We start from the raw sequence: 21,905 nt of genomic DNA on the forward strand, positions 1-21,905 counted from the left end.
CATACTTGAAAACGAATCGTCAGACAGCAGAAAACCGTCCTCGCACGTGGCGTGGACGGTCTGTCGGTATCAATCAATCGGTAAAGCGGCTTTATTTTTTTTCGCAGCGTTGACCTGTTCGTCGGCATGATACGACGAACGGACAAGCGGACCGGCTTCACAATGTGAAAAGCCTTTTCCGAGCGCAATCTGCTTGAGTTCGGCAAACTCTTGTGGTGTGTAGTACTTGATGACATCCAAATGTTTTTTCGTTGGTTGCAGGTATTGACCGATCGTCATGATATCGACGTCATTGGCACGAAGATCGTCCATCGTTTGCAGGATTTCTTCCCATGTCTCCCCAAGACCCAACATCAGACTTGATTTCGTCGGAATTTCAGGAGCCAGTTCTTTTGAACGGCGCAGGAATTCGAGTGTTCGGTCGTATGTCGCTTTCGCCCGGACAGTTGGTGTCAGACGGCGAACCGTCTCGATGTTATGGTTCATGATGTCCGGTTTGGCTTCAATCAGCGTCTGCAACGCCTCGAAGTTCCCACCCATGTCGGACGGTAAAACTTCAATCGATGTTTCCGGGTTCATGCGACGGACTTCCCGTACCGTCTCCGCATATACCCCTGCCCCGAAATCATTTAAATCATCACGTGCAACCGCTGTAATGACGGCATGCTTCAGATTCATCAGACGAACGGATTCCGCTACGCGTTTCGGTTCTTCTAAGTCAAGTTCATTTGGACGTCCTGTCGTCACGGCACAAAAACGGCAGGCCCGTGTACAAATGCTTCCAAGAATCATGAATGTCGCCGTCCGGCGAACCGCCCAACACTCGTGAATGTTCGGACATTTTGCTTCCTCACATACCGTGTGAAGCTTTTTTTCACGCATCATACTTTTGAGTTCTGTGTAAGTCTCATTCGTGTTCAGCTTGATCTTCAGCCATTCTGGTTTACGTTGTATCTCTCTGCGTCCCATGAATCGGTTTCCCCCTTTATCCGTAAAAAAACTGACCTGATTTCTGTTACAGTATAACAAATATTCAGTGTTTGCGGATGGGTAATTCACCAAATTCTGACTTCTCCGATAGGCGATCAAAGAGCAGATCCCGTAACAATTCCGGCATGAAATATTCTTTCGGCATTTCTTTGATTTCCGGAAATAAAGGACCAAATGTAAACATATCCGGAAGGACCACGGTGTAATGTTTCGCATCGTCCAGATGTTGCCGGTTTCCGGCATAATGCATCTTGCCCATCAGCTTTCCCCGGAAGCCGAGTCCGCGGACTTTTAACTGTTCAAAGCGGTTCGTATCGACTTCGGCGATGAATTGTTTTAATTCTTTTCCGGTCATCGTCACCTTACACGGATTGATCGGATGCGGACAAAGCCGGTGTAAATCGTAAGATGAGACCGGTCCCGGGGACAATGAACCGAGGAGCATGCCGGCCGGCACACAGGCGAGGTCCGCCTGACACCAATCGCGCATCGTATCAGCGAGCAGCTGCGTGAACGGCGATGGATTAAACCAGTCATTCGCTAGACCTGATGTCCGGCCAATCGGTTGTTTCATCTGACGTTCCGCCAGATATTGCTCTTTATCAAGCAGAACGGCTGTCGCTTCGTCCGCCGAATAAGACTCGAGCGGATGGAGAACCGCTTCTTTTTCGCCCGTATCCGTATTCAGATAAATCTCACCTGCATACTGTCCGTGTTTTCCTGCCTGGGCAATCAGTACACCGTTCCGGACGACGCCGTCATCGAGAACATGATGCGTATGCGATCCGATGATCAAGTCCAGTTCTGGGAACCGTTCCGCCAAGTCTTCATCCTGATAAAAACCAAGATGACTCAGACAGATCAGCACATCAACCTGATCCCGCAATGCTTCGATTTCGCGGGCCGCTGCTTCGAACGGATTTTCAATCGACCAGCCGAGTAAATCATATAATTCATAATACGGCGCCGTCAGTCCAAAAATACCGACTTTCCCCGTCGGTAATTCCTGAATCATACCGGCTTTGGCGAATGGGGCCGACAAGTTCGAGACAAGCACCGGGAACGTCGCATCGCTGTATAGTTCCGCCAGCCAGTCATGTGGAAACGTAATGCCCTCGTTGTTTCCGATCGTGACAGCCGTCGGCGATAATTCGTTTAAGAGATGGGTGTTAATTTTTCCTTGCGTCGCTTCCGTTGCCGGAGCAACCCGGTCGGCATGATCTCCCAAGTCAAAGACGAGGGAGTCATATGTCCGGTGTTCTTTCATAAACGACATATAGCGAGGCCACATATCAAAGTGTGAATGCAGATCGTTATAATGAATGACGTGTAACTTCACGCTTAAGCCTCCTCCAGGTATTAAAACAGTGAAATTTGCCGTGGCGCGAGCGATTCATAATCGAGACCTAAAATCTCGATGAGACGTTTCGCATTCGGTACGGCATCCCCTGCCGAGTTGTTATTAAAGAAAACATACACGTCTTTGGCCTGTTCGGCAAGTGAACGGATATGTAGGGCCAACTCTTGTAATTCTTCTTCTGAATAGCGGTATAGACACCGGACTTTCCGCCAGTCCTCGCTGCTTTGTCCAGGCTTTTTCAGCCATCCGGCGACGTTCCGGCCGTGCAGACGTACAAATGCCGTCTCCTGTGTGACGACCGGGACGAAGGGCACCGATCCGTCTTCCGTCTGCGGCTCGTCACAAATCGTATGAATGAACTGATGCTCGGCCAAGAACCGGAGCGTTCGTTCCTGATAGGCGTCCGAATACCAGGACGGATTCCGAAATTCGATTGCGACGGGGAGGCCGGCAAGCGACTTCCGAATCGTCTGAAGATATTCAAGATGTACTTTGCTGACGTCAAACCACGGTGGCAGTTGGACGAGAATCGCGGCAATCTTGCCGCTTTGCCGCATCGGCTCGATCGAGGCGAGATACTGTTCAAAGATCGGACCAAGTGGATCCTTGTTTTCCCGGTCATGACCGCTCATCGCCCGGTGGACCTTGACGATGAACCGGAAATCATCCGGTGTTTCCGAAACCCACTTCTGATAGTTGCGTTCCGGCTGAATCGCATAATACGTTGAATCGACTTCGACTGCCGGAAAGTGTCCCGCATAAGCGGCGAGCTTCTCTTTCCGATCCTGTGGTGTCGGGTAGAGGCTGTCATGATCGCCCCAACCGGTCACGCCGACATAAATCATCCTGCTCCCTCCGTTCCGTTTTCTCTGCTTATTGTTCATCATAGCATAGCGGAATCGGGAATTTCTTCTTCAAGACTCTTCTCGGAAAACACGTGTGTTTTTCATATAAAAAACAAGCAATTCCTTCCTACTCCTTGAAAAATAAGGAGGAAAAATTGCTTGTTTCATGATTCCACTGAGGGTTATAAGAAGTCGGTTCGCATCCGTTTATACGTCAAAGCGATGCAACCGGAAGCAAAGGTCTGTTGATCTACAAGCTGTAAGGACAACGGTTGCTCAAACAGCGGAAACATTCGTTTCCCTCCACCGAGTAAGACGGGATAGATGACGACATGATAACAGTCCACCAAATCCAAACGGATGGCTTCCGCGGTAAGGGTCGCCCCGCCGATCGCAATCTGTTTACCCGGTGCCTGCTTTAATGCCGCGAGTTCCTCGGCAAGCGGCCGGGTCGCAAGACGGGCATTGCCCTCGACGGCCGTCAACGTTTGCGAGAAGACGACTTTTTCAAGGGCCTGCCATGTTTTCGCATACTCGATGATGATCGGTTCATCTTCCTGATCGGCTGTTTCCCAGTAGTGCATCATCTCATACAGACGACGGCCGTACACATGGGTATCAAATGCTTTTTCATAATCATTGAAGTACTGATGCAGTTCCGCATCCGGTGACGCAAAGGCGATGCTGCCCGACGCATCCTCGATGTAGCCGTCGAGCGAGACTTGAAAGGAATAGACGATATCACGCATGATGACTCCCTCCTTTTTCAATCCTTTACCCGTTTCATCCGGTCATAAAAAAACTCTCTCATCCAGAGATGAGAGAGCAGAAACATTATCCGATTGAACCTTCCATCTCAAACTTGATGAGACGGTTCATTTCGACCGCATATTCCATCGGCAATTCTTTTGTGAACGGCTCGATGAAGCCCATGACGATCATTTCAGTTGCTTCTTCTTGTGAAATCCCGCGGCTCATCAGGTAGAACAATTGCTCTTCCGAGACCTTCGATACTTTCGCTTCGTGTTCAAGCGAAATGTTGTCGTTGAGAATTTCGTTGTACGGAATCGTATCTGATGTCGACTGGTTGTCCATAATCAACGTGTCACATTCGATATTCGAACGTGCGCCGGTTGCTTTACGGCCAAAGTGGACAATCCCACGGTACGTGACTTTCCCACCGTGTTTCGAAATCGATTTCGAGACGATCGTGGACGACGTGTTTGGTGCGAGGTGAATCATTTTCGCGCCTGCGTCCTGGTGTTGTCCTTTACCAGCGATGGCGATTGATAATGTCATACCGCGTGAGCCTTCCCCTTTAAGGATGACGGCAGGGTATTTCATCGTCAATTTCGAACCGATGTTACCATCGACCCATTCCATCGTTGCGCCGGCTTCACAGATTGCACGTTTCGTAACGAGGTTGTAGACGTTGTTTGCCCAGTTTTGGATTGTCGTGTAACGGCAATACGCATTTTTGTTGATGAAGATCTCAACGACCGCCGAGTGAAGCGAGTTCGTTGTGTAGACCGGTGCTGTACATCCTTCGACGTAGTGAACCGATGCTTCTTCGTCAACGATGATCAACGTCCGCTCGAATTGACCCATGTTTTCCGAGTTGATCCGGAAGTAGGCTTGAAGCGGCGTATCCATCTTGACGCCTTTTGGTACATAGATGAACGATCCACCTGACCAAACCGCTGTATTGAGGGCAGCGAATTTGTTGTCTGTCGGCGGGATCAATTTACCGAAGTACTCACGGAATAAATCTTCGTTTTCTTTCAGTGCTGTATCTGTATCTTTGAAGACGATCCCTTGATCTTCCAGCTCGCTCTTCATGTTGTGATAAACGACTTCTGATTCGTACTGTGCCGAAACACCTGCAAGGTATTTTTGCTCAGCTTCCGGGATTCCGAGTTTATCAAACGTACGTTTGATTTCTTCCGGTACTTCATCCCAAGATTTTTCAGCACGTTCTGACGGCTTAACGTAGTACGTGATGTCATCAAAACGAAGATCTGATAGATCGCCGCCCCATGCTGGCATCGATTGTTCGTTGAAAATCTTAAGTGATTTCAGACGGAAATCAAGCATCCATTGCGGTTCTTCCTTCATTTTCGAAATCGTCTCGACAACTTCTGTCGTCAAGCCGCGTCCTGAACGGAAGATCGAGATATCGCGATCGTGGAAACCATATTTATAATCGCCAATTTCAGGCATGTTCTTAGCCATGTTCGTTTCCTCCTCTTACTTACTGACCGAAGTTACTTCCCTTCTTCGACGCCGCGTTCGAGCGCCTTCCAGGCAAGTGTCGCACACTTGATTCGTGCCGGGAATTTTGTCACACCAGACAGTGCTTCGGCATCCCCGAGATCAAATTTCTCATCGTCGTAGTCTTTTCCTTGAACCATCTCGGAAAAGACGTTGGCGAGTTGTAATGCTTCTTCGACTGTTTTTCCTTTGACGGCCTGTGTCATCATCGACGCAGACGCCATACTGATCGAACATCCTTCACCGTCGAACTTCGCATCTTTGACGATATCGTCTTCGATTGCGAGCTGCAGACGGATTGTGTCGCCACATGTCGGATTGTTCATATCGATTGTCACACCACCGTCAATCGCACCACGATTGCGGGGCGTTTTATAGTGGTCCATGATCACTTGACGGTACAAGTGATCGAGATTGTTAAAATCCATGACTGAAATACTCCTTCGTTTGGCGAAGTCCTGTCACTAATGCGTCTACTTCTTCCTTTGTATTATACAGGTAGAAGCTGGCTCGTGCCGTAGAACTGGCTCCAAGCCAGCGCATCAGCGGTTGCGCGCAATGGTGACCGGCACGGACTGCGATTCCTTGCATATCGAGAACCGTCGCGACATCATGCGCGTGGACATCACCGAGATTAAAGGTGACGAGACCAACACGTTCTTCCGGACCGTAAATCGTCAGTCCTTCGATGTCACGCATTTGTGCCATCGCATACTGAGCGAGCTCACGTTCGTGGGCTTCGATGTTACCGAGTCCGACTTGTTCCAAGAAATCAATCGCTGCCGATAAGCCGACTGCGCCTGCAATAATCGGTGTTCCTGCTTCGAACCGGTACGGAGAAGGTTTGAACGTCGACTCTTCCAGCCCGACGTAATCAATCATCTCACCGCCGAATTCAACCGGCTCCATCGCATTGAGCAATGCTTTTTTACCGTACAGGACACCGATGCCGGTCGGTCCGCACATTTTGTGAGCGGAAAACGCGAGGAAATCACAATCGAGATCCGTAACATCAATCTGCTGATGCGGTGCGCTTTGCGCTGCATCGACCACCATGACGGCACCGGCAGCATGGGCGAGTTGCGTGACTTCTTTAATCGGGTTGATCGTTCCAAGGACGTTCGAAACGTGGGCCATTGCCACAATCTTCGTCCGATCCGAAATCTGTTCTTTGACCGCTTCGATCGTTACACGACCGTCTGCCGTCAAATCCACATATTTCAGTTTCGCTTTTTTCTTTTTCGCGACCTGTTGCCACGGAATGAGATTCGCATGGTGTTCCAGGTACGTGACGACAATCTCGTCCCCTTCTTCCACATGCTCCATTCCGTAACTTGAGGCGACGATATTGATCGCTGTCGTCGTCCCGCGGGTAAAGATAATCTCTTCATGGTGTTGCGCCTTGATGAAACGACGTACGTTCTCACGCGCACCTTCGTACGCATCCGTCGCTCGTGTTCCGAGCGTATGGACGCCACGGTGCACATTCGAATGAACCGTCTTGTAGTAGTTCTCAATCGCCTCAATGACGACGAGCGGCTTTTGTGACGAAGCCGCACTATCTAAATAGACGAGTTTCCGGTCATTAACCTGTTGGTCAAGAATCGGAAACTGATTGCGGATGGATGCATCGATTCCCATATTAGTTTACTTTCCCTTCGATCACTTGGACGAGGCGTTCTTTGACAGAGTCAATCGCGAGTTCCGAAACAACCGGTTGTAAGAAACCGTGAACGACGAGGCGTTCTGCTTCTTTGCGTGAAAGACCACGGCTCATCAAGTAGTAGAGTTGAAGTTCATCGACACGACCGACAGATGCCGCGTGTCCTGCCATGACATCATCTTCGTCAATCAAGAGGATCGGGTTTGCGTCTCCCCGTGCCTTTTCAGACAACATGAGGACACGTTCCGTTTGGACACCGTTTGATTTTGAAGCGCCATGGTGAATCATTGATGTTCCGTTAAAGATCGATGTCGCTGAATCTTTCTGAACACCGTGAATCAAGATGAAACCTTCCGAACCTTTACCAAAATGGTCTGTCCGGACGTTGAAGTTTTGTTTTTGCTCGCCACGACCAACCGTTACGGCTTTCGTGTCCGAGAACGAATCATTACCGACGAGGTGTGTTTTCGTTTCCGTGATCGTGTGTCCGTCATTCATGTGACCGAGTGCCCATTCGAGCTTCGCGCCTTGTTTGACGACACCGCGACGGTTCATATACGTCACAGCACCTTTCGCAAGCGTATCGACGCCTCCGAAAAGAACTTTCGCATTGTCTTCGACGAAGACTTCTGTCACGACGTTGACGTTATGGGCTTCTTCGCCGTAAGAGACGAAGTTTTCGATATACGTCAGTTCACTGTCGACATCTGCGATGATGATCGCATGGTGGTACAACGCACCGCCTGTTTGTTCCAGCGTATAGATGGCCTGCATCGGAACAGTCAACTTCAAGCCTTTTGGTACATACAGGAATGTACCGCCGTTCATGAGTGCTGCGTTGAGTGCTGCGAGACGATCTTCGTTGACATTGACGCCTTCTGTCATGAAGTATTTCTCGACGAGCTCCGGATGGTGCTTCATTGCGTCTTCAAGCGTCGTGAAGATGACGCCGTTCGTCGCTTCGCTGTTTTGCGCGTGGACGAGTTGTCCGTTACGCGTGATCAGCATATGGTCACGGTTTTCACCGATCAACGATTCGATATCCGGTGTCAAACCAGTTACCGTTTCGAGATCTGCTGTACCTTCTGTGAAGTTCCAGCCACCGATTTTAATTTTTTCTACTTTTGGCAATGCGAGCGTCGGGGCAAGATCAAGTGCATCTTGACGCTTGGTAATCATCCAAGCCGGTTCCCCTAAGCGAGTCGCACGTTCTGCCACTGCCTCGCGATTTACGGCAAGATTCAGTTCTACAGTCATCATGCTTCCTCCCTCGTCTTACGCTTTTGTTTCGATTTCGACTTCTTCGATGCCGAGTTCTTTTTTAACCCAGTCATAACCTTCTGCTTCGAGACGGTGAGCAAGTTCTTTACCACCAGACATGACGATTTTTCCGCCCATCATGATGTGGATGAAATCAGGCTCGATATAGTTCAAGAGACGTTGATAGTGCGTGATGATCAAGCAGCCGAATTCAGGTGAACGCATTTCGTTCACACCTTTTGCGACAACTTTAAGCGCATCGATATCAAGACCTGAATCGATTTCGTCAAGGATGGCGATCGCTGGTTTCAGCATCGTCATTTGGAGAATTTCATTCCGTTTCTTCTCTCCGCCCGAGAAACCTTCGTTGAGGTAACGGTGTGCCATTTCGCCCGGCATTTCGAGAAGACCCATTTGCGCGTCGAGTTGACGGATGAATTTCATGAGTGAGATTTCATCGCCTTCTTCGCGGCGTGAGTTGATTGCTGAACGCAGGAAGTCTGAGTTCGTCACACCACTGATTTCGCTTGGGTATTGCATTGCAAGGAACATACCTGCTTGCGCACGTTCGTTGACTTCCATTTCGAGGACGTCTTCGCCGTCGAGTGTGACTGATCCTGATGTCACTTCATACGTCGGGTGACCCATCAATGCAGATGCGAGTGTTGATTTACCAGTCCCGTTTGGTCCCATGACCGCGTGGATTTCGCCGCCTTTGATTTCTAAGTTGACGCCTTTCAAGATTTCTTTGCCGTCGATTGCAACGTGTAAATCTTCAATCTTTAAGTGTGAAGCCTTCATGTAGAATCCCTCCATCTATTCATTTCGTGTCTGACGATTCAGTTCACGAGAGTTACTAATTTAGTATCATTCTAATCTTAATGAATCATACCACATTATTCAAGCGTCATCGCTCATGGTTTTTTCTCAAAACCGAGCCTTTTAGTGAGAATGACTTTAAAGTGAGACGACTTCCTTCTCTTCTTCCGGTTTCGTTTGACGATGAACCCGCTGTGACAGTAAGAGCAGTGGTATTCCGAGAACTGTCAAGAGGGCTAAAATACCGAAAATCGGCAGCGGACGTTCCGGTCCAAAATAAAGTAACAATTGTCCGCCGATGACCGGTCCGACCGATTGACCAATCGATGTCAAGCCCATCGCCCCGAAGTAACTTCCCCGTAATTCCGGTGTCGCAAAGCTGTCCGTTAAAATGTCCGTCATCGTAAACATCATCACTTCCCCGCATGTGAAGATGAACATCGCGCCGATCATCAGCCAGACCGTACCGGCCGTTCCCATGACGAATAATCCGACGGCAACGGTCGCAATACCGACCGTGATCGAGACGAGCGGTGATGTCTTGACACCGAACTTCATGATCGGGTACTGAACGACGAGCACGGTGATCGCGTTAATCGTAATCAACAAGGCAAACAGACTCGTTCCCCCGGACAATAAGGTCGTCGTCGTTAAAAACTGCGGCAACGTCGAGTTGAACTGACTGTATCCGAAGACACCGAAGATGATTCCGGCGAGTGCGAACGTAAAGGCGACGTCGGTCTTCAGCAGACGGACCGTTGCCCCGAACGACACCTTTTTCCCGCCGTGACTTTCCGTGATCGGATGACGCCGGAACAGGATGAAAATCGCGACGCCGTAGCCGAAGTAAACGAACGCCGTAATATAGAAGGTAACCGCCGTATTGCCGGCACTGAGCAACAAGGCGATCCCCGGTCCGATCGCAGCTGCAATATTGATGCAGGTGTAACGGATGTTAAAGACGAACAGCCGGTTCTTTTCATCGGTCGTATCACTGATCAACGCCCGGGCGGACGGTTCGAAGATGGACCGGAAAATACCGTTTAAGGCACTCAGGATGAAGAATGCCCAAAAGGTCTCGACCTGGGCCAGTCCGATAAAGACAAGCACAAAACCAAACGTTCCGCTGAGCATCATCGTCCGGCGGCCGTAGCGGTCGGATAATGTCCCGCCGACGAAACTCATGACCAGACTGGCGATGGCCGAGATACTGAGGATCCAGCCGACATCAACCGGACTGAATTTCAGGACGACCGATAAGTAAATCGCAAAAAATGGCATCGTGATGAAGGTTCCGAGCCGGGCGAAAAACGTCCCGAGTAACACGCCGACTGTCAGTGGATGAAGCTGTTTCAAACGTTGCATGGAAATCCCCCTTTCGCACAAAAAAATAATGCATTCTTCCATTATATAGGAAGAATGCATTCATCGAGCAGATTATTTACTGACCGGTACGACCGCACCTTTGTATTCTTTTGTGATCCAGTCCTGGTTCTTTTTCTCGTGGAGAATATCGAGCAATGTTGTGACGCGTTTGTCTTTTTCATCGCCGTCACGCGTGACGATGATGTTGACGTACGGTGAAGACTCATCTTCCAGTGCAATCGTATCTTTCAACGGGTTCAACCCGTTGTCAATCGCATAGTTCGTGTTGATGAGGACCGCGTCGCCTTCGTTGTTTTTGTAAGCTTGCGGTAAGAGTGACGCTTCGATGTTTGTTTTGAACTTGATGTTTTTCGGGTTTTCCGCGATGTCTTTGAGCTGTGCATCGGTTGTTTTACCGTCTTTCAACTTGATCAGTCCTTCGTTTTGAAGGAACGTCAAGACACGTCCGCGTTCAGCGACGTTTGAGCTCGTTAAGATCGTTGCACCTTTTGGCAATTCATCCAAAGACTTGTATTTTTTAGAGTAAACACCAAGCGGTTCGACGTGAACGCCGCCGGCACTCGCGAATTTATAGTCTTTGTTTTCTTTTTCCTGTTGCTCCAGGTACGGCACGTGTTGGAAATAGTTCGCATCGATTTCTTTTTCAGCGAGTGCTTTGTTCGGCAGGACGTAATCCTGGAACTTTTTGATTTCGAGTTTATAGCCTTTTGCTTCATATTCTTTTTGGACGTGCTCGAGAATTTCAGCGTGGGGAACGTTTGACGCTCCGATGACGAGTGTTTTTGAATCGCCACCGCCTGATGAAGATTCTTCTCCACATGCTGCAAGACTGACTGCTAAGACCGATACGGCTGCTGTGCCGACGAATTTTTTCCAAAGTTTCATGAATGATTCCTCCCAAGGTTAAATAAGATAGGTGTTACCGTTTATCGATGGCTTTGACGAGCAGGTCACCGATAATTTGAATGATGAAGACGATGACAAGAATCAACAGTGTCGCGATGACCGTGATGTTATTTTGTGAACGCTGGAATCCTTCGATGAAGGCCATGTCCCCTAGTCCACCACCACCGGCTAACCCGGCCATTGCCGTGTAACCGACGAGTGCGACAAGCGTAACGGTGATTCCTGAGACGATTGCCGGCAAGGCTTCCGGAATCAGGACTTTATAGATGATTTGAAACTTCGTTGCTCCCATCGATTCAGCCGCCTCAATGACACCCTTATCGACTTCACGAAGCGCCAGTTCGACCATCCGGCCGTAAAACGGTGCTGCACCTAGAATTAACGCAGGTAGCGCAGCCGTTGGTCCTAAGAATGATCCAACGATGATTTTCGTGATCGGGATCAACAGGATCAATAGAATGATAAACGGGATCGAACGGAAGATATTGACTAAAAAGCTGAGCACGGAATACAGTGTCCGGTTTTTAAACAATAATTCTTCGTTCGTCGCATATAACAACAGACCGATTGCCAGTCCAAGGACAAACGTTGCAAGTCCCGCAACGGCCGTCATATAGATCGTACTGCCTGTTGCTTCCCAGACCATATCCCAATCTACATCTGCAAAAAATGTACTCATCGGTGATCCACCTCCACTTCAACGTCACTCGCTTGAAGTTTGGCGATGACCACTTGTGCTTCCTCTTCCGAACCGAGCAACTGAATGAACAGCGTTCCGAGTGCCCCGTCCTGCATCTGTCCGACGTTTCCGCCGATGATATTGAATAATAAGTTCGAGTCTTTCATGACTTCGGCCAGGATCGGACTTTCCGCCGTCGAACCGACGAACGTCAGCTGGACGATTTTTCCGGTCGGATAGCGCTCGCGTAATTTCGCAAACGTCAATTCGTTTTCAGATGGTGACGTCAATTGTTTGACGAATTCTTTTGTCATCGCCTGTTTCGGGTGACGGAACACTTCTGCGACCGGTCCCTGTTCGACGATTTTCCCGGCTTCCATGACGGCGACCCGGTGACAGATTTTCTGAATGACATGCATCTCGTGTGTGATCAAGACGATGGTCAGTTTTAATTTTTTGTTGATGTCGACCAACAACTCGAGGATCGAGTCGGTCGTTTTTGGATCCAGCGCACTTGTCGCTTCGTCACAGAGTAAGACGTCCGGATTGGATGCCAGTGCCCGGGCAATCCCGACCCGTTGTTTTTGTCCACCTGACAGTTGCGACGGATAAGCGCCTTCACGTCCGTCGAGTCCGACGAGCTGAATCAGTTCGGCAACCCGTTCTTTACGACGGGCTTTCGGATAACCGCCGAGCTCAAGCGGGAACATGATGTTTTCTTCGACTGTCCGTGACCAAAGCAGATTAAAGTGTTGGAACACCATTGAGACGTTTTTACGGACGCCCCGTAATTCTTTTGGTTTGAGCGCCGTCATTTCGACACCGTCGATTTGAATCGAGCCGCTCGTCGGTGCCTCAAGCATGTTCAGCAAACGAATCAGTGTTGATTTCCCTGCCCCTGAATAACCGATTATTCCAAAAATTTCACCGCGCTCGATTGACAAGTCGACATTGACGACGGCTTCAACCGATCCGCGCTTCGAGCGATAAATCTTTCCTACATCCTGTAAGCGAATCAATACGGTCCCTCCTAAACATAAAAAAAGTGCGCACGTTTTAGAGCAAACGCGCGCACTTTTTCAGTACACAAAACCATTTGCTCTCATCTTGCAGACAATCGTCTGCTGGAATTAGCACCACTTCGGAATAAATTCCGCGGTTGCCGGGTTTCATCGGGCCAGTCCCTCCACCACTCTCGATAAGAGTTATCGGTATTTAGTTATTTTTAATATAATCTGAATATTAGCAGGGGTTATTTTGCTTGTCAAACAGTTTTTTCTGAAACCGGTTGAAGCAGACTGAAAGCACGTGCCAAATCTTCTTTCAAGTCTTCCGCGTCCTCAAGACCGACCGAGATCCGAACGAGACCATCTGTAATTCCGAGTTCTGCGCGACGCTCTGCTGGAATCGACGCATGCGTCATCCGTGCCGGAACGGAAATCAAACTCTCGACCGCTCCAAGACTTTCAGCCAATGTGAAGAAATGTGTCGCTTCGACGAGTTTCTCCGCATTTTCTGCTGAACCGACATCAAAACTGATCATTCCGCCGAAACCGGTCGCCTGTTTCTGTTGTGTCGCGTGACCCGGATGTGATGCCAGTCCCGGATAGAAGATGTTTGAAACGACGTCCTGTTCCTGTAAGAACTGAACGAGATCGTGTGATGTTTCTTCGATTGCATCCATCCGGATACCAAGCGTCCGTAATCCACGGACGAGCAGGAAGCTGTCCTGCGGTCCAAGAATACCGCCGGTCGAGTTCTGGATGAAGTGAAGATCTTCTCCGAGCTCGTCGCTGTTGACAACGACAAGTCCGGCGACGACGTCCGAATGACCGCCGATGTATTTTGTCGCGCTGTGCAGCACGATATCTGCGCCGAGAGCGAGTGGTTGTTGCAAGTAAGGTGTCGCGAATGTGTTATCGACGACGAGTTTCAAGTTGTTGCGTTTCGCGATCTCAGCAACTGCTGCGATATCTGTAACTTTCAACAACGGGTTCGTCGGTGTTTCGACATACAGCATCTTCGTGTTGTCTTGCACCGCAGCTTCCGTCGCCGCGAGATCCGTCGTATCGACGAACGTCACTTGGATGTTGAACTTCGGTAAGACACGCTGCATCAAACGGAATGTCCCGCCGTAGACGTCATCTGTCATGACGATGTGGTCGCCTGATTCGAGCAGGTTGAACACCGCGTGAATCGCTGCCATCCCTGATCCGAAGGCAAAACCGCGTGCACCGCCTTCAAGATCGGCAATCAGACGTTCGATGCTCGTCCGTGTCGGGTTCGCTGTCCGGGAATACTCATATCCTTCTTTTAACTGACCAATTTTTTCCTGTTTGTAGGTACTTGTCTGATAAATCGGGGGTGTAACGGCACCTGTTGCTCGATCGACGCCTGTTCCTCCATGAATCAATGCTGTCTTTTTACGCATGTGTCTCGTCCACCTTTTCAAAGATTTGTTGGCTTAAATACCGTTCGGCACTGTCCGCAAAGACGGTGACGATGGTACTGCCGGGAAAACGATGTGCCAGATCAAGTGCTGCAACGAGTGCCGCGCCGGCCGAACTGCCGACGAGCAATCCTTCACGGGCCGCCAGTTCATGGACTTTCGTAAAAGCGTCATGATCGGAAATCGTATGAATTTCATCCACTAAGTCACGGGAAACGAGACTTGGCCATTTGGCCGTCCCGATGCCTTCCGTCTTATGCGGTCCGGCTGGTCCCCCGTTGAGGACCGATCCTTCCGGTTCAACGATTGCACCTTTTGTCCCGAGACGTTCTTTTAAATACGCCGCTGTTCCGGCAAACGTTCCACCTGAACCGCATCCAGCAACGAACCAATCAATCTGATCCAGCTCCGCCATCAGCTCAGGACCAAGTGTCCGCTGATACGTAACCGGATTTTCTTCGTTTTCGAATTGAAGCGGGACATAGCTGTTCGGAATCGTTTGTCCCAGTTCTTTTGCTTTATCAATTGCGCCTTGCATATCGAGTTCAGTTGGTGTGTTGACGACAGTCGCGCCGAGTGCTCGCATCAACGTCTGTTTCTCCTGGCTGAACTTTTCCGGAACGACACAGATGACTTGAAGGTCATATTTTTTAGCGGCGAGCGCCAAACCGATGCCGGTGTTGCCGGCAGTCGGTTCGATGATCGTTCCGCCTCGTGTCACATATCCCTGTTCGATCGCGGCATCAACGAGTTGAATGCCCAGGCGGTCTTTGACGCTGCCCCCAGGGTTCATCCATTCGAGCTTCGCCAAAATCCGCGTACCAGCAGGCAAATCGAATGAAGTAATCTCGTAGAGCGGCGTATTTCCGACGAGGTCGCGGACTGATTTCGCGATCATCCGAAGACGATGTCCCATTCATCACGACCGGCAAGCATTTTCTCGGCATAGTGCTTCGCTCCTTTAAGGTCGTGGGCGCTTGCAAATCCGCATTGGACTTCGTTTTGCGCTGGAATTTCTTCTGCTGCTAAGACGTCTTTTAATGTTTTCTCAACGAGTTCGCTCATTTTTTCGACCGAATCGAAGTTCATCATCGCCATGTAGAAACCTGTTTGGCATCCCATCGGCGACACATCGATGACGTCATCCGAGTAATTGCGGATATTTTCAGCGAGTAAGTGCTCGAGTGTGTGCATCGCACGCATCGGCATTTGTTCCACGTTCGGTTGTGTGAAGCGGATGTCGTATTTGACGACTTGATCGACTTTACCGTCTTTGTAACCGGCGACGCGGATATAAGGTGCTTTGACTTTCGTATGGTCCAGGTTAAAGCTTTCTACGTTCATTTTTTTGAGTGTCATGATTTATTCCCCCATTTTCTCGGCTTCTACGAGCCAGACGAAGTGATTGTATTGTGTAAATGAAACATCGAATCCGCGCGATGCAAAAATCTGTTCCATCACCGGAATCAGTGGATAAAACTCGCGTTCCAAATCTTCTGCGAGTCCGTTAAACCCTTGGGCTTTCGCTTCAGCGATTGTCTGCAAACGCGCTTCTTCCGACACGAACATCGTATCGGCATAGACGATTTTTCCGTCATGCGGCAAAATCTTCGCCATCAAATCAACGGCTTCTCCCTTTTCCTCATCCGTCAGATGATGAAACGCATAGGTCGAAACAAAGCTTTTCGCATGGTCCGCCGTAAACGACAGGAAGTGTCCGTCCTGCACCGGAAGTTCCGGAATCTTGTTGATGAGAATATCCCGCATCTCTGGACTCGGTTCAACGGCAAGAACATGATCATGTCGCTCCAGCAACCGCTGTGTCAGGTTGCCGGTTCCGGCCCCGAACTCAACGACCGGTGAGACAGCTTTCGTTGCGACGGTATCCAATATTTCTTCATAACGACGAAAGACTTCTTTGTACTCCGGATCATGCCCCGTTACTGTGTCGTCGTATGTTGACGCCCACTCTGTAAAAACATCCATAAAACGTACTGTCATGCCTGTTCGTCCTCCGTATCTCTCTTTTAATTCCGACTAATCGGATATGAATTAAAGTAATTTACCTTAATCGCATTGTAGCAGGGAGATTTCCGAATGGCAAGACGACTGCTTTAAATTTTTTGGAAAACAAAAAAAAGGCGTTGCCGGAGAACCGGCAACACGAATAATGTGGTTAGAAATGCCACGAAGGAAAACCCAGCTCTGACACGAACTTCTTCGTTCGTCGTATCAGAGGACGGCGCCTTTTCGACATATCAGTTGAACTGGACTCCCATGACAGATCTCCTGCTCGAATCCCGAATTGTTTCCTTGCGCCGCTTCGTCTTTGGGGGACGACTTAAGGGGAGACAACCAAACAATGGAGGATTTTTTTGAACGGTTCTGGAATGAAAAGCAACAGCCAACTCATATCTCTGCCAGACTTCCTATAAAAGCATTTCTAGAAGTTGATATGAATATACCATTCATAATTTAGCATTGTCAATGAATTATTGTAAATATTCCGACAATTTAGCGTAAAGAGAAATCTCGGATGGATTTCCCTTCTTACTCAGCACAAAATGTAAAGACATTTTGAACCGATTGAAACGCATAAAGCCTTGACACGACTTGATTATCCTCGATTTTCAATAAGGCCGGCACACTCATGACCTGCGCCTGCTCTAAAAATTCCGGAATAAAGTTTCCGTTTGCCTGCATGATCCATTCTTCGTCTTTTGTCGCTTCGACGACCGCAAGCATACGGCTGGCGATGGCGCACGTCCCACACATCGGTGCATAGACATACAAAAAACCGTTTTCCGGGACCTGTGTGACTTCTTTCATCCGTTCCATTCCCCCTCTGTTTTGTCTTATCTTGTGCCAGTATACAGAAAAAAAGACGACGAGGAAACGATAGCGTTTCCTTGCCGCCTTTTCGGTAAGTATTACTCGTTGATCATCGATTTGTAAGCAGCTGCATCCATCAACGCTTCTACTTGGGCATCATCTTCGATCTCGATATCGACCATCCATGCACCTTCGAATGGTGATTCGTTGACGAGTTCCGGGGAATCAGAAAGTGACTCATTGATGGCAACGACTTTTCCTGAAATCGGTGCGTACAATTCAGATACCGTTTTGACCGATTCAACTGAACCAAACGGCTCGTTGGCAGAAATCGTATCGCCGACTTCCGGTAATTCCACGAAGACGATATCGCCAAGTTCGTGTTGCGCGAAATCCGTAATCCCGATTCGTGCCTTGTTTCCTGTTACTTCGACCCATTCATGCTCTTCCGAATAACGTAGATTGTCTTTGACTTGACTCATTTGCGATTCCCCCTGTGATCTATAGTGGACTAACGCCTTCAGTATACCAAATGAACTAGCCTTCTTAATACCATTTTCCTTGATAGAGTTCTTCTTTGAAACCGATGGTCACGTCTTGCCCGTCCGTGACGATCGGACGCTTCAGCAACATCCCGTCACTTGCGAGCAATTCGTATTGCTCCTGTTCGGAAAGTTCCGGTAAACGGTCCTTGATCCCTTGCGACCGGTACGACTGGCCACTCGTGTTAAAAAACTTCTTTAGCGGTTCGCCGCTCTTTTGATGCAGTTCCCGAATTGTTTCGGCACTCGGTGTCTCGTCGACGATATGCTTGTAGTCGACTTCGACCCCGTTCGTTTCCAGTGCTTTTTTTGCTTTGACACACGTACTGCATTTTGGATAACCGTACATTGTTACCATTTTCTCATCACCTCTGACTTCAGATTAGCAGATGCATCAGTTGCGTTTCAAGCGCGCCAATGCCGCATCGATTTGATCTTGATGGTGGTGGTCATGAGCGATGAAGGATTCGACGAACGCTTTCGGCTGAAAGGTCCCTCCATACGTCCGCTCATATTGTTCGTCCGTCAGCCGGTCGAGGAGTGTGACCAGTTCCCGGCGGACACCGATGGCTTTTTTCAATAAGGCGAGAGCATCGATATGATGGGCATATTCGACCGCCAGGCGGTTGAACTCATCATAGTCGGTTTGAACAAGCGTCAATCGTTCATCCGGTAACTTCGAGACGGCATGATCGAGATAATACCGGTCCCACAGAAACAGATGACTGACACATTCCTGAACGGTCCATTTATCGACGGCAAGCGGTAATTCCCATTCTTCCCCGGAAAGCCGTTCGAGTGATTTGTAATAGTCGATGGCAAACTGGAGTTCTGTCAATTCGTGTCGCATGTTTGCTACCTCCTTCAATGAAAAAATTCGCCCTTACAGAGATTTTCCCTGCAAAGGCGAATCAGTAAACCTGACTTAGACCGTATATTTATTTGATTCGATCAAACGTTTCGCAATCTGGCGTTTCGTTCCGATCGAATTAATCGGTTGGTATCGGCTGAACTTTTTCAATGCCGACAGCAGCATCCGGAGTTCATCTCCGCTTGCAGCAGCATAAAGCGTTTCTTTCGCGTCACGCTCGACGCCTTCGAACGCTTGTTGTGCGAAGACTTCCGTATAACGGATTTTCAATTCGTTTTTCTCGACGCCTTTCGTGGCAATCGCTTTTTCCGTCCGGACGATTGCTGACTCAAGCGCATAAATCGCACTCATGATGTCGGCTGTGTTCGCAAGGATTTCCTGCTCGCCTTGGAGCTTGTCCTGATATTTCTGGACCGCTGTTCCGGCCGTCAACAGGAAGATTTTTTTCATCATCGCGAGCAGATGACGTTCACGGTCAAGCGGCTCCGATCCGACTTCCGTCGGCATGAAGCTCATCACTTCATTTTGCAGACGTTGTGCTTCTGCGAGCAGCGGCAAGTCGCCTTTCATCGCTTTCTTCAGCAATGTGCCCGGTACAAGCAGACGGTTGATTTCGTTTGTTCCTTCAAAGATTCGGTTGATTCGCGAATCACGGTACATGTTCTCGACTTCGTATTCGGCCATGAAGCCGTAACCGCCGTGAATCTGGACTGCTTCATCGATGACGTAATCAAATGTCTCGGATGCAAAGACTTTATTCATCGAGCATTCGATGGCGTATTCGGCGATTGCATCCGCAATTTTCTTGCCGTCTTTGCTTTCTTCGTCCGACAACTGATCGAGGCTGTCCTGGAACAGACCGCCTGTCCGGTAAACCGAACTTTCCATCGCATACGTCTGCGCTGCCATCGTTGCCAGTTTTTCCTGGATCAACGGGAACGAACTGATTGGTGTCTTGAACTGCTTGCGTTCGTTCGAATACTGGACGGCGAGATCAATCGCCCGTTTTGATGATCCGACCGCACCGACCGCAAGTTTGTAACGACCGACGTTGAGGATATTGAAGGCGATGACGTGACCACGGCCGATTTCTCCGAGGACGTTATCAACAGGTACTTCCGCGTCTTCAAGAATCAATGTCCGCGTCGACGATCCTTTGATTCCCATCTTCTGTTCTTCGAGTCCTGTCGAGACACCCGGATACGAACCTTCGACGAGGAAAGCCGTGAATTTGTCACCGTCGATTTTCGCGTAGACGACAAACAGACTGGCGAAACCGGCATTCGTGATCCATTGTTTTTCTCCGTTTAGGATGTAGTGCGTGCCGGCTTCATTCAAGACTGCCGTTGTCTTCGCACCGAGGGCATCCGACCCTGAGCCCGGTTCTGTCAACGCGTAAGACGCAATCCATTCACCAGACGACAGTTTCGGCAGGTACTTATGCTTTTGTTCTTCGTTCCCGAAGAAGACGATCGGCAACGAACCGATCCCGACGTGAGCACCATAACTGAGGGCAAACGAGCGACCGCGGGCAAACTTCTCCGTGATGATCGAAGACGAAATTTTATCCATCTGATAGCCGCCGTATGCTTCCGGGACATCAGCACCGAGCAAACCGAGCTCGCCTGCTTCGCGCAGGAGACCGACCGACAATTCGAACTCATGTTTTTCGATCCGGTCGAGGACTGGAACGACACGGTCTTCGACGAATTTCGCCGTCATGTCACCAACCATTTTGTGTTCTTCTGAAAAATCTTCCGGTGTAAAGAGACGATCCGCCTGCAACTCATCCAGTACAAAACTTCCACCTTTAATCAATTCGTTTGTCGTTTGGCTCATTGTCCTGTTCCTCCTTCAACTAGTTCGAATACACCGGCTGCACCCATGCCGCCGCCGATACACATCGAGACGACACCATATTGGACGTTCCGTCGTTTCATTTCATGCAAGAGTGTTAATGTCAGTTTCGTTCCGGTACACCCGAGCGGATGACCAAGCGCAATCGCGCCGCCGTTGACGTTGACGATATCTTCGTTCAGACCGAGTTCCCGGATGACACCGAGCGATTGGGACGCGAAGGCTTCGTTCAATTCGATTAATCCGACGTCTTCGAGCGTGATGCCGGCGAGTTCAAGTGCCTTTGGAATCGCGACGACCGGTCCGATTCCCATGACTTCCGGACGAACACCGCCGACGGCAAACGATTTGAATTTCCCGAGAATCGGCAGGCCCTGGCGTTCTGCTTCTTCGCGCTCCATGATCAAGACGGCGGCTGCACCGTCTGATGTCTGAGACGAGTTCCCCGCTGTGACACTGCCGCCGAGGCGGAAGGCCGGACGGAGCTTGGCGAGACCTTCCGGTGATGAATCGGCGCGTACACCTTCGTCATGTTCGACGACCCACGTCTTTTCTTCAATCTTCAACTCATCATTGACGAACTGTTCCGTGACCGTCACCGGCACGATTTCATCGGCGAATTTGCCGGACGCAATTGCAGCGGCTGCTTTTTGATGGCTTTTCAGTGCAAAGGCATCTTGATCTTCGCGTGAGACTTGATAGGTCGAAGCGACTTGTTCTGCCGTATGTCCCATGCTCATATAATATTCCGGTTCTGTTTCGACGATTGACGGATTCGGTCGAACGACGTGCCCCGGCATCGGCACCTGGCTCATGGATTCGAGTCCGCCGGCGATGACGGCCGTTGCTTGACCCGTCATGATTTTCATCGAGGCATCGGCAATCGACTGTAAGCCACTTGAGCAATACCGGTTGATCGTGATTGCCGGTACTTCGTGCGACAGTCCCCCGAGGACCGACGCGTAACGGGCGATGTTCATCCCCTGCTCCGCTTCCGGTAAAGCACATCCGAGAATGACATCATCGATTGCTCCCGTGTAGTTCGCGCGTTTCAACGTTTCCTTGATGGCGATGCCTGCGAGTTCATCAGAACGCATTGATTTAAATGATCCTTTTTTTGCTTTGCCGACCGGTGTTCGTGCACCGGCGACGATTACTGCTTCCTTCATTCGAAT

At 49.6% G+C, this 21,905-nt stretch carries 23 protein-coding genes and 1 riboswitch; all 23 genes read right to left on the bottom strand.

Annotated elements, in window-relative coordinates; translation table 11 throughout:
* Positions 1 to 69: 69 nt before the first annotated feature.
* The 23 genes from lipA to KNQ07_RS09005 all read right to left on the bottom strand — a co-directional run bounded on the left by lipA (position 70) and on the right by KNQ07_RS09005 (position 21,899).
* On the bottom strand, positions 70 to 1,059 hold the full coding sequence (lipA, locus tag KNQ07_RS08895; protein WP_353048628.1) for a lipoyl synthase: 990 nt from the start codon (positions 1,057 to 1,059) through the stop codon (positions 70 to 72).
* On the bottom strand, positions 1,034 to 2,329 hold the full coding sequence (locus tag KNQ07_RS16315) for a bifunctional metallophosphatase/5'-nucleotidase (protein WP_214766159.1): 1,296 nt from the start codon (positions 2,327 to 2,329) through the stop codon (positions 1,034 to 1,036). The genes lipA and KNQ07_RS16315 overlap by 26 nt, the downstream gene beginning before the upstream one ends.
* A 20-nt stretch (positions 2,330 to 2,349) precedes the next feature.
* On the bottom strand, positions 2,350 to 3,195 hold the full coding sequence (locus tag KNQ07_RS08905; protein WP_012371199.1) for a DUF72 domain-containing protein: 846 nt from the start codon (positions 3,193 to 3,195) through the stop codon (positions 2,350 to 2,352).
* 182 nt (positions 3,196 to 3,377) lie between these two features.
* Positions 3,378 to 3,944: a dihydrofolate reductase family protein gene (locus tag KNQ07_RS08910; protein WP_214766161.1), complete on the bottom strand. Its 567-nt coding sequence runs from the start codon at positions 3,942 to 3,944 to the stop codon at positions 3,378 to 3,380.
* Between the two features lie 85 nt (positions 3,945 to 4,029).
* Entirely contained in the window at positions 4,030 to 5,427 is a 1,398-nt protein-coding gene (gene sufB, locus KNQ07_RS08915) for a Fe-S cluster assembly protein SufB (protein ID WP_012371200.1), read from the bottom strand.
* A gap of 32 nt (positions 5,428 to 5,459) precedes the next feature.
* Complete coding sequence (gene sufU / locus KNQ07_RS08920) at positions 5,460 to 5,894, bottom strand: Fe-S cluster assembly sulfur transfer protein SufU (RefSeq protein ID WP_012371201.1); 435 nt, start codon at positions 5,892 to 5,894, stop codon at positions 5,460 to 5,462.
* Positions 5,884 to 7,107: a cysteine desulfurase gene (locus KNQ07_RS08925; protein WP_214766163.1), complete on the bottom strand. Its 1,224-nt coding sequence runs from the start codon at positions 7,105 to 7,107 to the stop codon at positions 5,884 to 5,886. Before KNQ07_RS08925 ends, sufU begins: the two co-directional genes overlap by 11 nt.
* Position 7,108: 1 nt before the next feature.
* Positions 7,109 to 8,386, bottom strand: a complete 1,278-nt coding sequence (gene sufD, locus KNQ07_RS08930; protein ID WP_214766165.1) for a Fe-S cluster assembly protein SufD — start codon at positions 8,384 to 8,386, stop codon at positions 7,109 to 7,111.
* 18 nt (positions 8,387 to 8,404) lie between these two features.
* Positions 8,405 to 9,190, bottom strand: a complete 786-nt coding sequence (gene sufC, locus KNQ07_RS08935; RefSeq protein WP_012371204.1) for a Fe-S cluster assembly ATPase SufC — start codon at positions 9,188 to 9,190, stop codon at positions 8,405 to 8,407.
* Between the two features lie 156 nt (positions 9,191 to 9,346).
* On the bottom strand, positions 9,347 to 10,573 hold the full coding sequence (locus tag KNQ07_RS08940) for an MDR family MFS transporter (protein ID WP_214766167.1): 1,227 nt from the start codon (positions 10,571 to 10,573) through the stop codon (positions 9,347 to 9,349).
* A gap of 72 nt (positions 10,574 to 10,645) precedes the next feature.
* Positions 10,646 to 11,479, bottom strand: coding sequence for a MetQ/NlpA family ABC transporter substrate-binding protein (locus tag KNQ07_RS08945; RefSeq protein ID WP_214766169.1), 834 nt, complete (start codon positions 11,477 to 11,479; stop codon positions 10,646 to 10,648).
* Between the two features lie 34 nt (positions 11,480 to 11,513).
* Entirely contained in the window at positions 11,514 to 12,179 is a 666-nt protein-coding gene (locus tag KNQ07_RS08950; protein WP_012371207.1) for a methionine ABC transporter permease, read from the bottom strand.
* Positions 12,176 to 13,198, bottom strand: coding sequence for a methionine ABC transporter ATP-binding protein (locus KNQ07_RS08955; RefSeq protein WP_214766171.1), 1,023 nt, complete (start codon positions 13,196 to 13,198; stop codon positions 12,176 to 12,178). The genes KNQ07_RS08950 and KNQ07_RS08955 overlap by 4 nt, the downstream gene beginning before the upstream one ends.
* A gap of 80 nt (positions 13,199 to 13,278) precedes the next feature.
* A riboswitch (SAM riboswitch) is annotated at positions 13,279 to 13,384 on the bottom strand.
* A gap of 59 nt (positions 13,385 to 13,443) precedes the next feature.
* Positions 13,444 to 14,610 carry a bifunctional cystathionine gamma-lyase/homocysteine desulfhydrase gene (locus KNQ07_RS08960; RefSeq protein WP_214766173.1) on the bottom strand — a complete coding sequence of 389 codons (1,167 nt, stop codon included), beginning with the start codon at positions 14,608 to 14,610 and terminating at the stop codon, positions 13,444 to 13,446.
* Positions 14,603 to 15,526 (bottom strand): PLP-dependent cysteine synthase family protein, encoded by a 924-nt coding sequence (locus KNQ07_RS08965; RefSeq protein ID WP_012371210.1) that lies wholly within the window; start codon positions 15,524 to 15,526, stop codon positions 14,603 to 14,605. The genes KNQ07_RS08960 and KNQ07_RS08965 overlap by 8 nt, the downstream gene beginning before the upstream one ends.
* Positions 15,523 to 15,987, bottom strand: a complete 465-nt coding sequence (locus tag KNQ07_RS08970) for an S-ribosylhomocysteine lyase (protein WP_114595157.1) — start codon at positions 15,985 to 15,987, stop codon at positions 15,523 to 15,525. Before KNQ07_RS08970 ends, KNQ07_RS08965 begins: the two co-directional genes overlap by 4 nt.
* A gap of 3 nt (positions 15,988 to 15,990) precedes the next feature.
* Positions 15,991 to 16,629, bottom strand: a complete 639-nt coding sequence (locus tag KNQ07_RS08975) for a class I SAM-dependent methyltransferase (protein WP_214766175.1) — start codon at positions 16,627 to 16,629, stop codon at positions 15,991 to 15,993.
* 549 nt (positions 16,630 to 17,178) lie between these two features.
* Positions 17,179 to 17,457, bottom strand: coding sequence for a thioredoxin family protein (locus KNQ07_RS08980; protein ID WP_214766177.1), 279 nt, complete (start codon positions 17,455 to 17,457; stop codon positions 17,179 to 17,181).
* A 101-nt stretch (positions 17,458 to 17,558) separates the two neighbouring features.
* Positions 17,559 to 17,942, bottom strand: coding sequence for a glycine cleavage system protein GcvH (gcvH, locus tag KNQ07_RS08985; RefSeq protein WP_114595154.1), 384 nt, complete (start codon positions 17,940 to 17,942; stop codon positions 17,559 to 17,561).
* Between the two features lie 64 nt (positions 17,943 to 18,006).
* Positions 18,007 to 18,360, bottom strand: a complete 354-nt coding sequence (locus tag KNQ07_RS08990) for an arsenate reductase family protein (RefSeq protein WP_012371216.1) — start codon at positions 18,358 to 18,360, stop codon at positions 18,007 to 18,009.
* A 36-nt stretch (positions 18,361 to 18,396) separates the two neighbouring features.
* Positions 18,397 to 18,852, bottom strand: coding sequence for a DinB family protein (locus tag KNQ07_RS08995; protein WP_214766179.1), 456 nt, complete (start codon positions 18,850 to 18,852; stop codon positions 18,397 to 18,399).
* Between the two features lie 75 nt (positions 18,853 to 18,927).
* Entirely contained in the window at positions 18,928 to 20,712 is a 1,785-nt protein-coding gene (locus tag KNQ07_RS09000; protein WP_214766182.1) for an acyl-CoA dehydrogenase family protein, read from the bottom strand.
* Positions 20,709 to 21,899 (bottom strand): acetyl-CoA C-acetyltransferase, encoded by a 1,191-nt coding sequence (locus KNQ07_RS09005; protein WP_214766184.1) that lies wholly within the window; start codon positions 21,897 to 21,899, stop codon positions 20,709 to 20,711. The genes KNQ07_RS09000 and KNQ07_RS09005 overlap by 4 nt, the downstream gene beginning before the upstream one ends.
* Positions 21,900 to 21,905 lie beyond the last annotated feature (6 nt).

This window comes from Exiguobacterium sp. s145 (assembly GCF_018618835.1).
Taxonomy (GTDB): domain Bacteria; phylum Bacillota; class Bacilli; order Exiguobacteriales; family Exiguobacteriaceae; genus Exiguobacterium_A; species Exiguobacterium_A artemiae.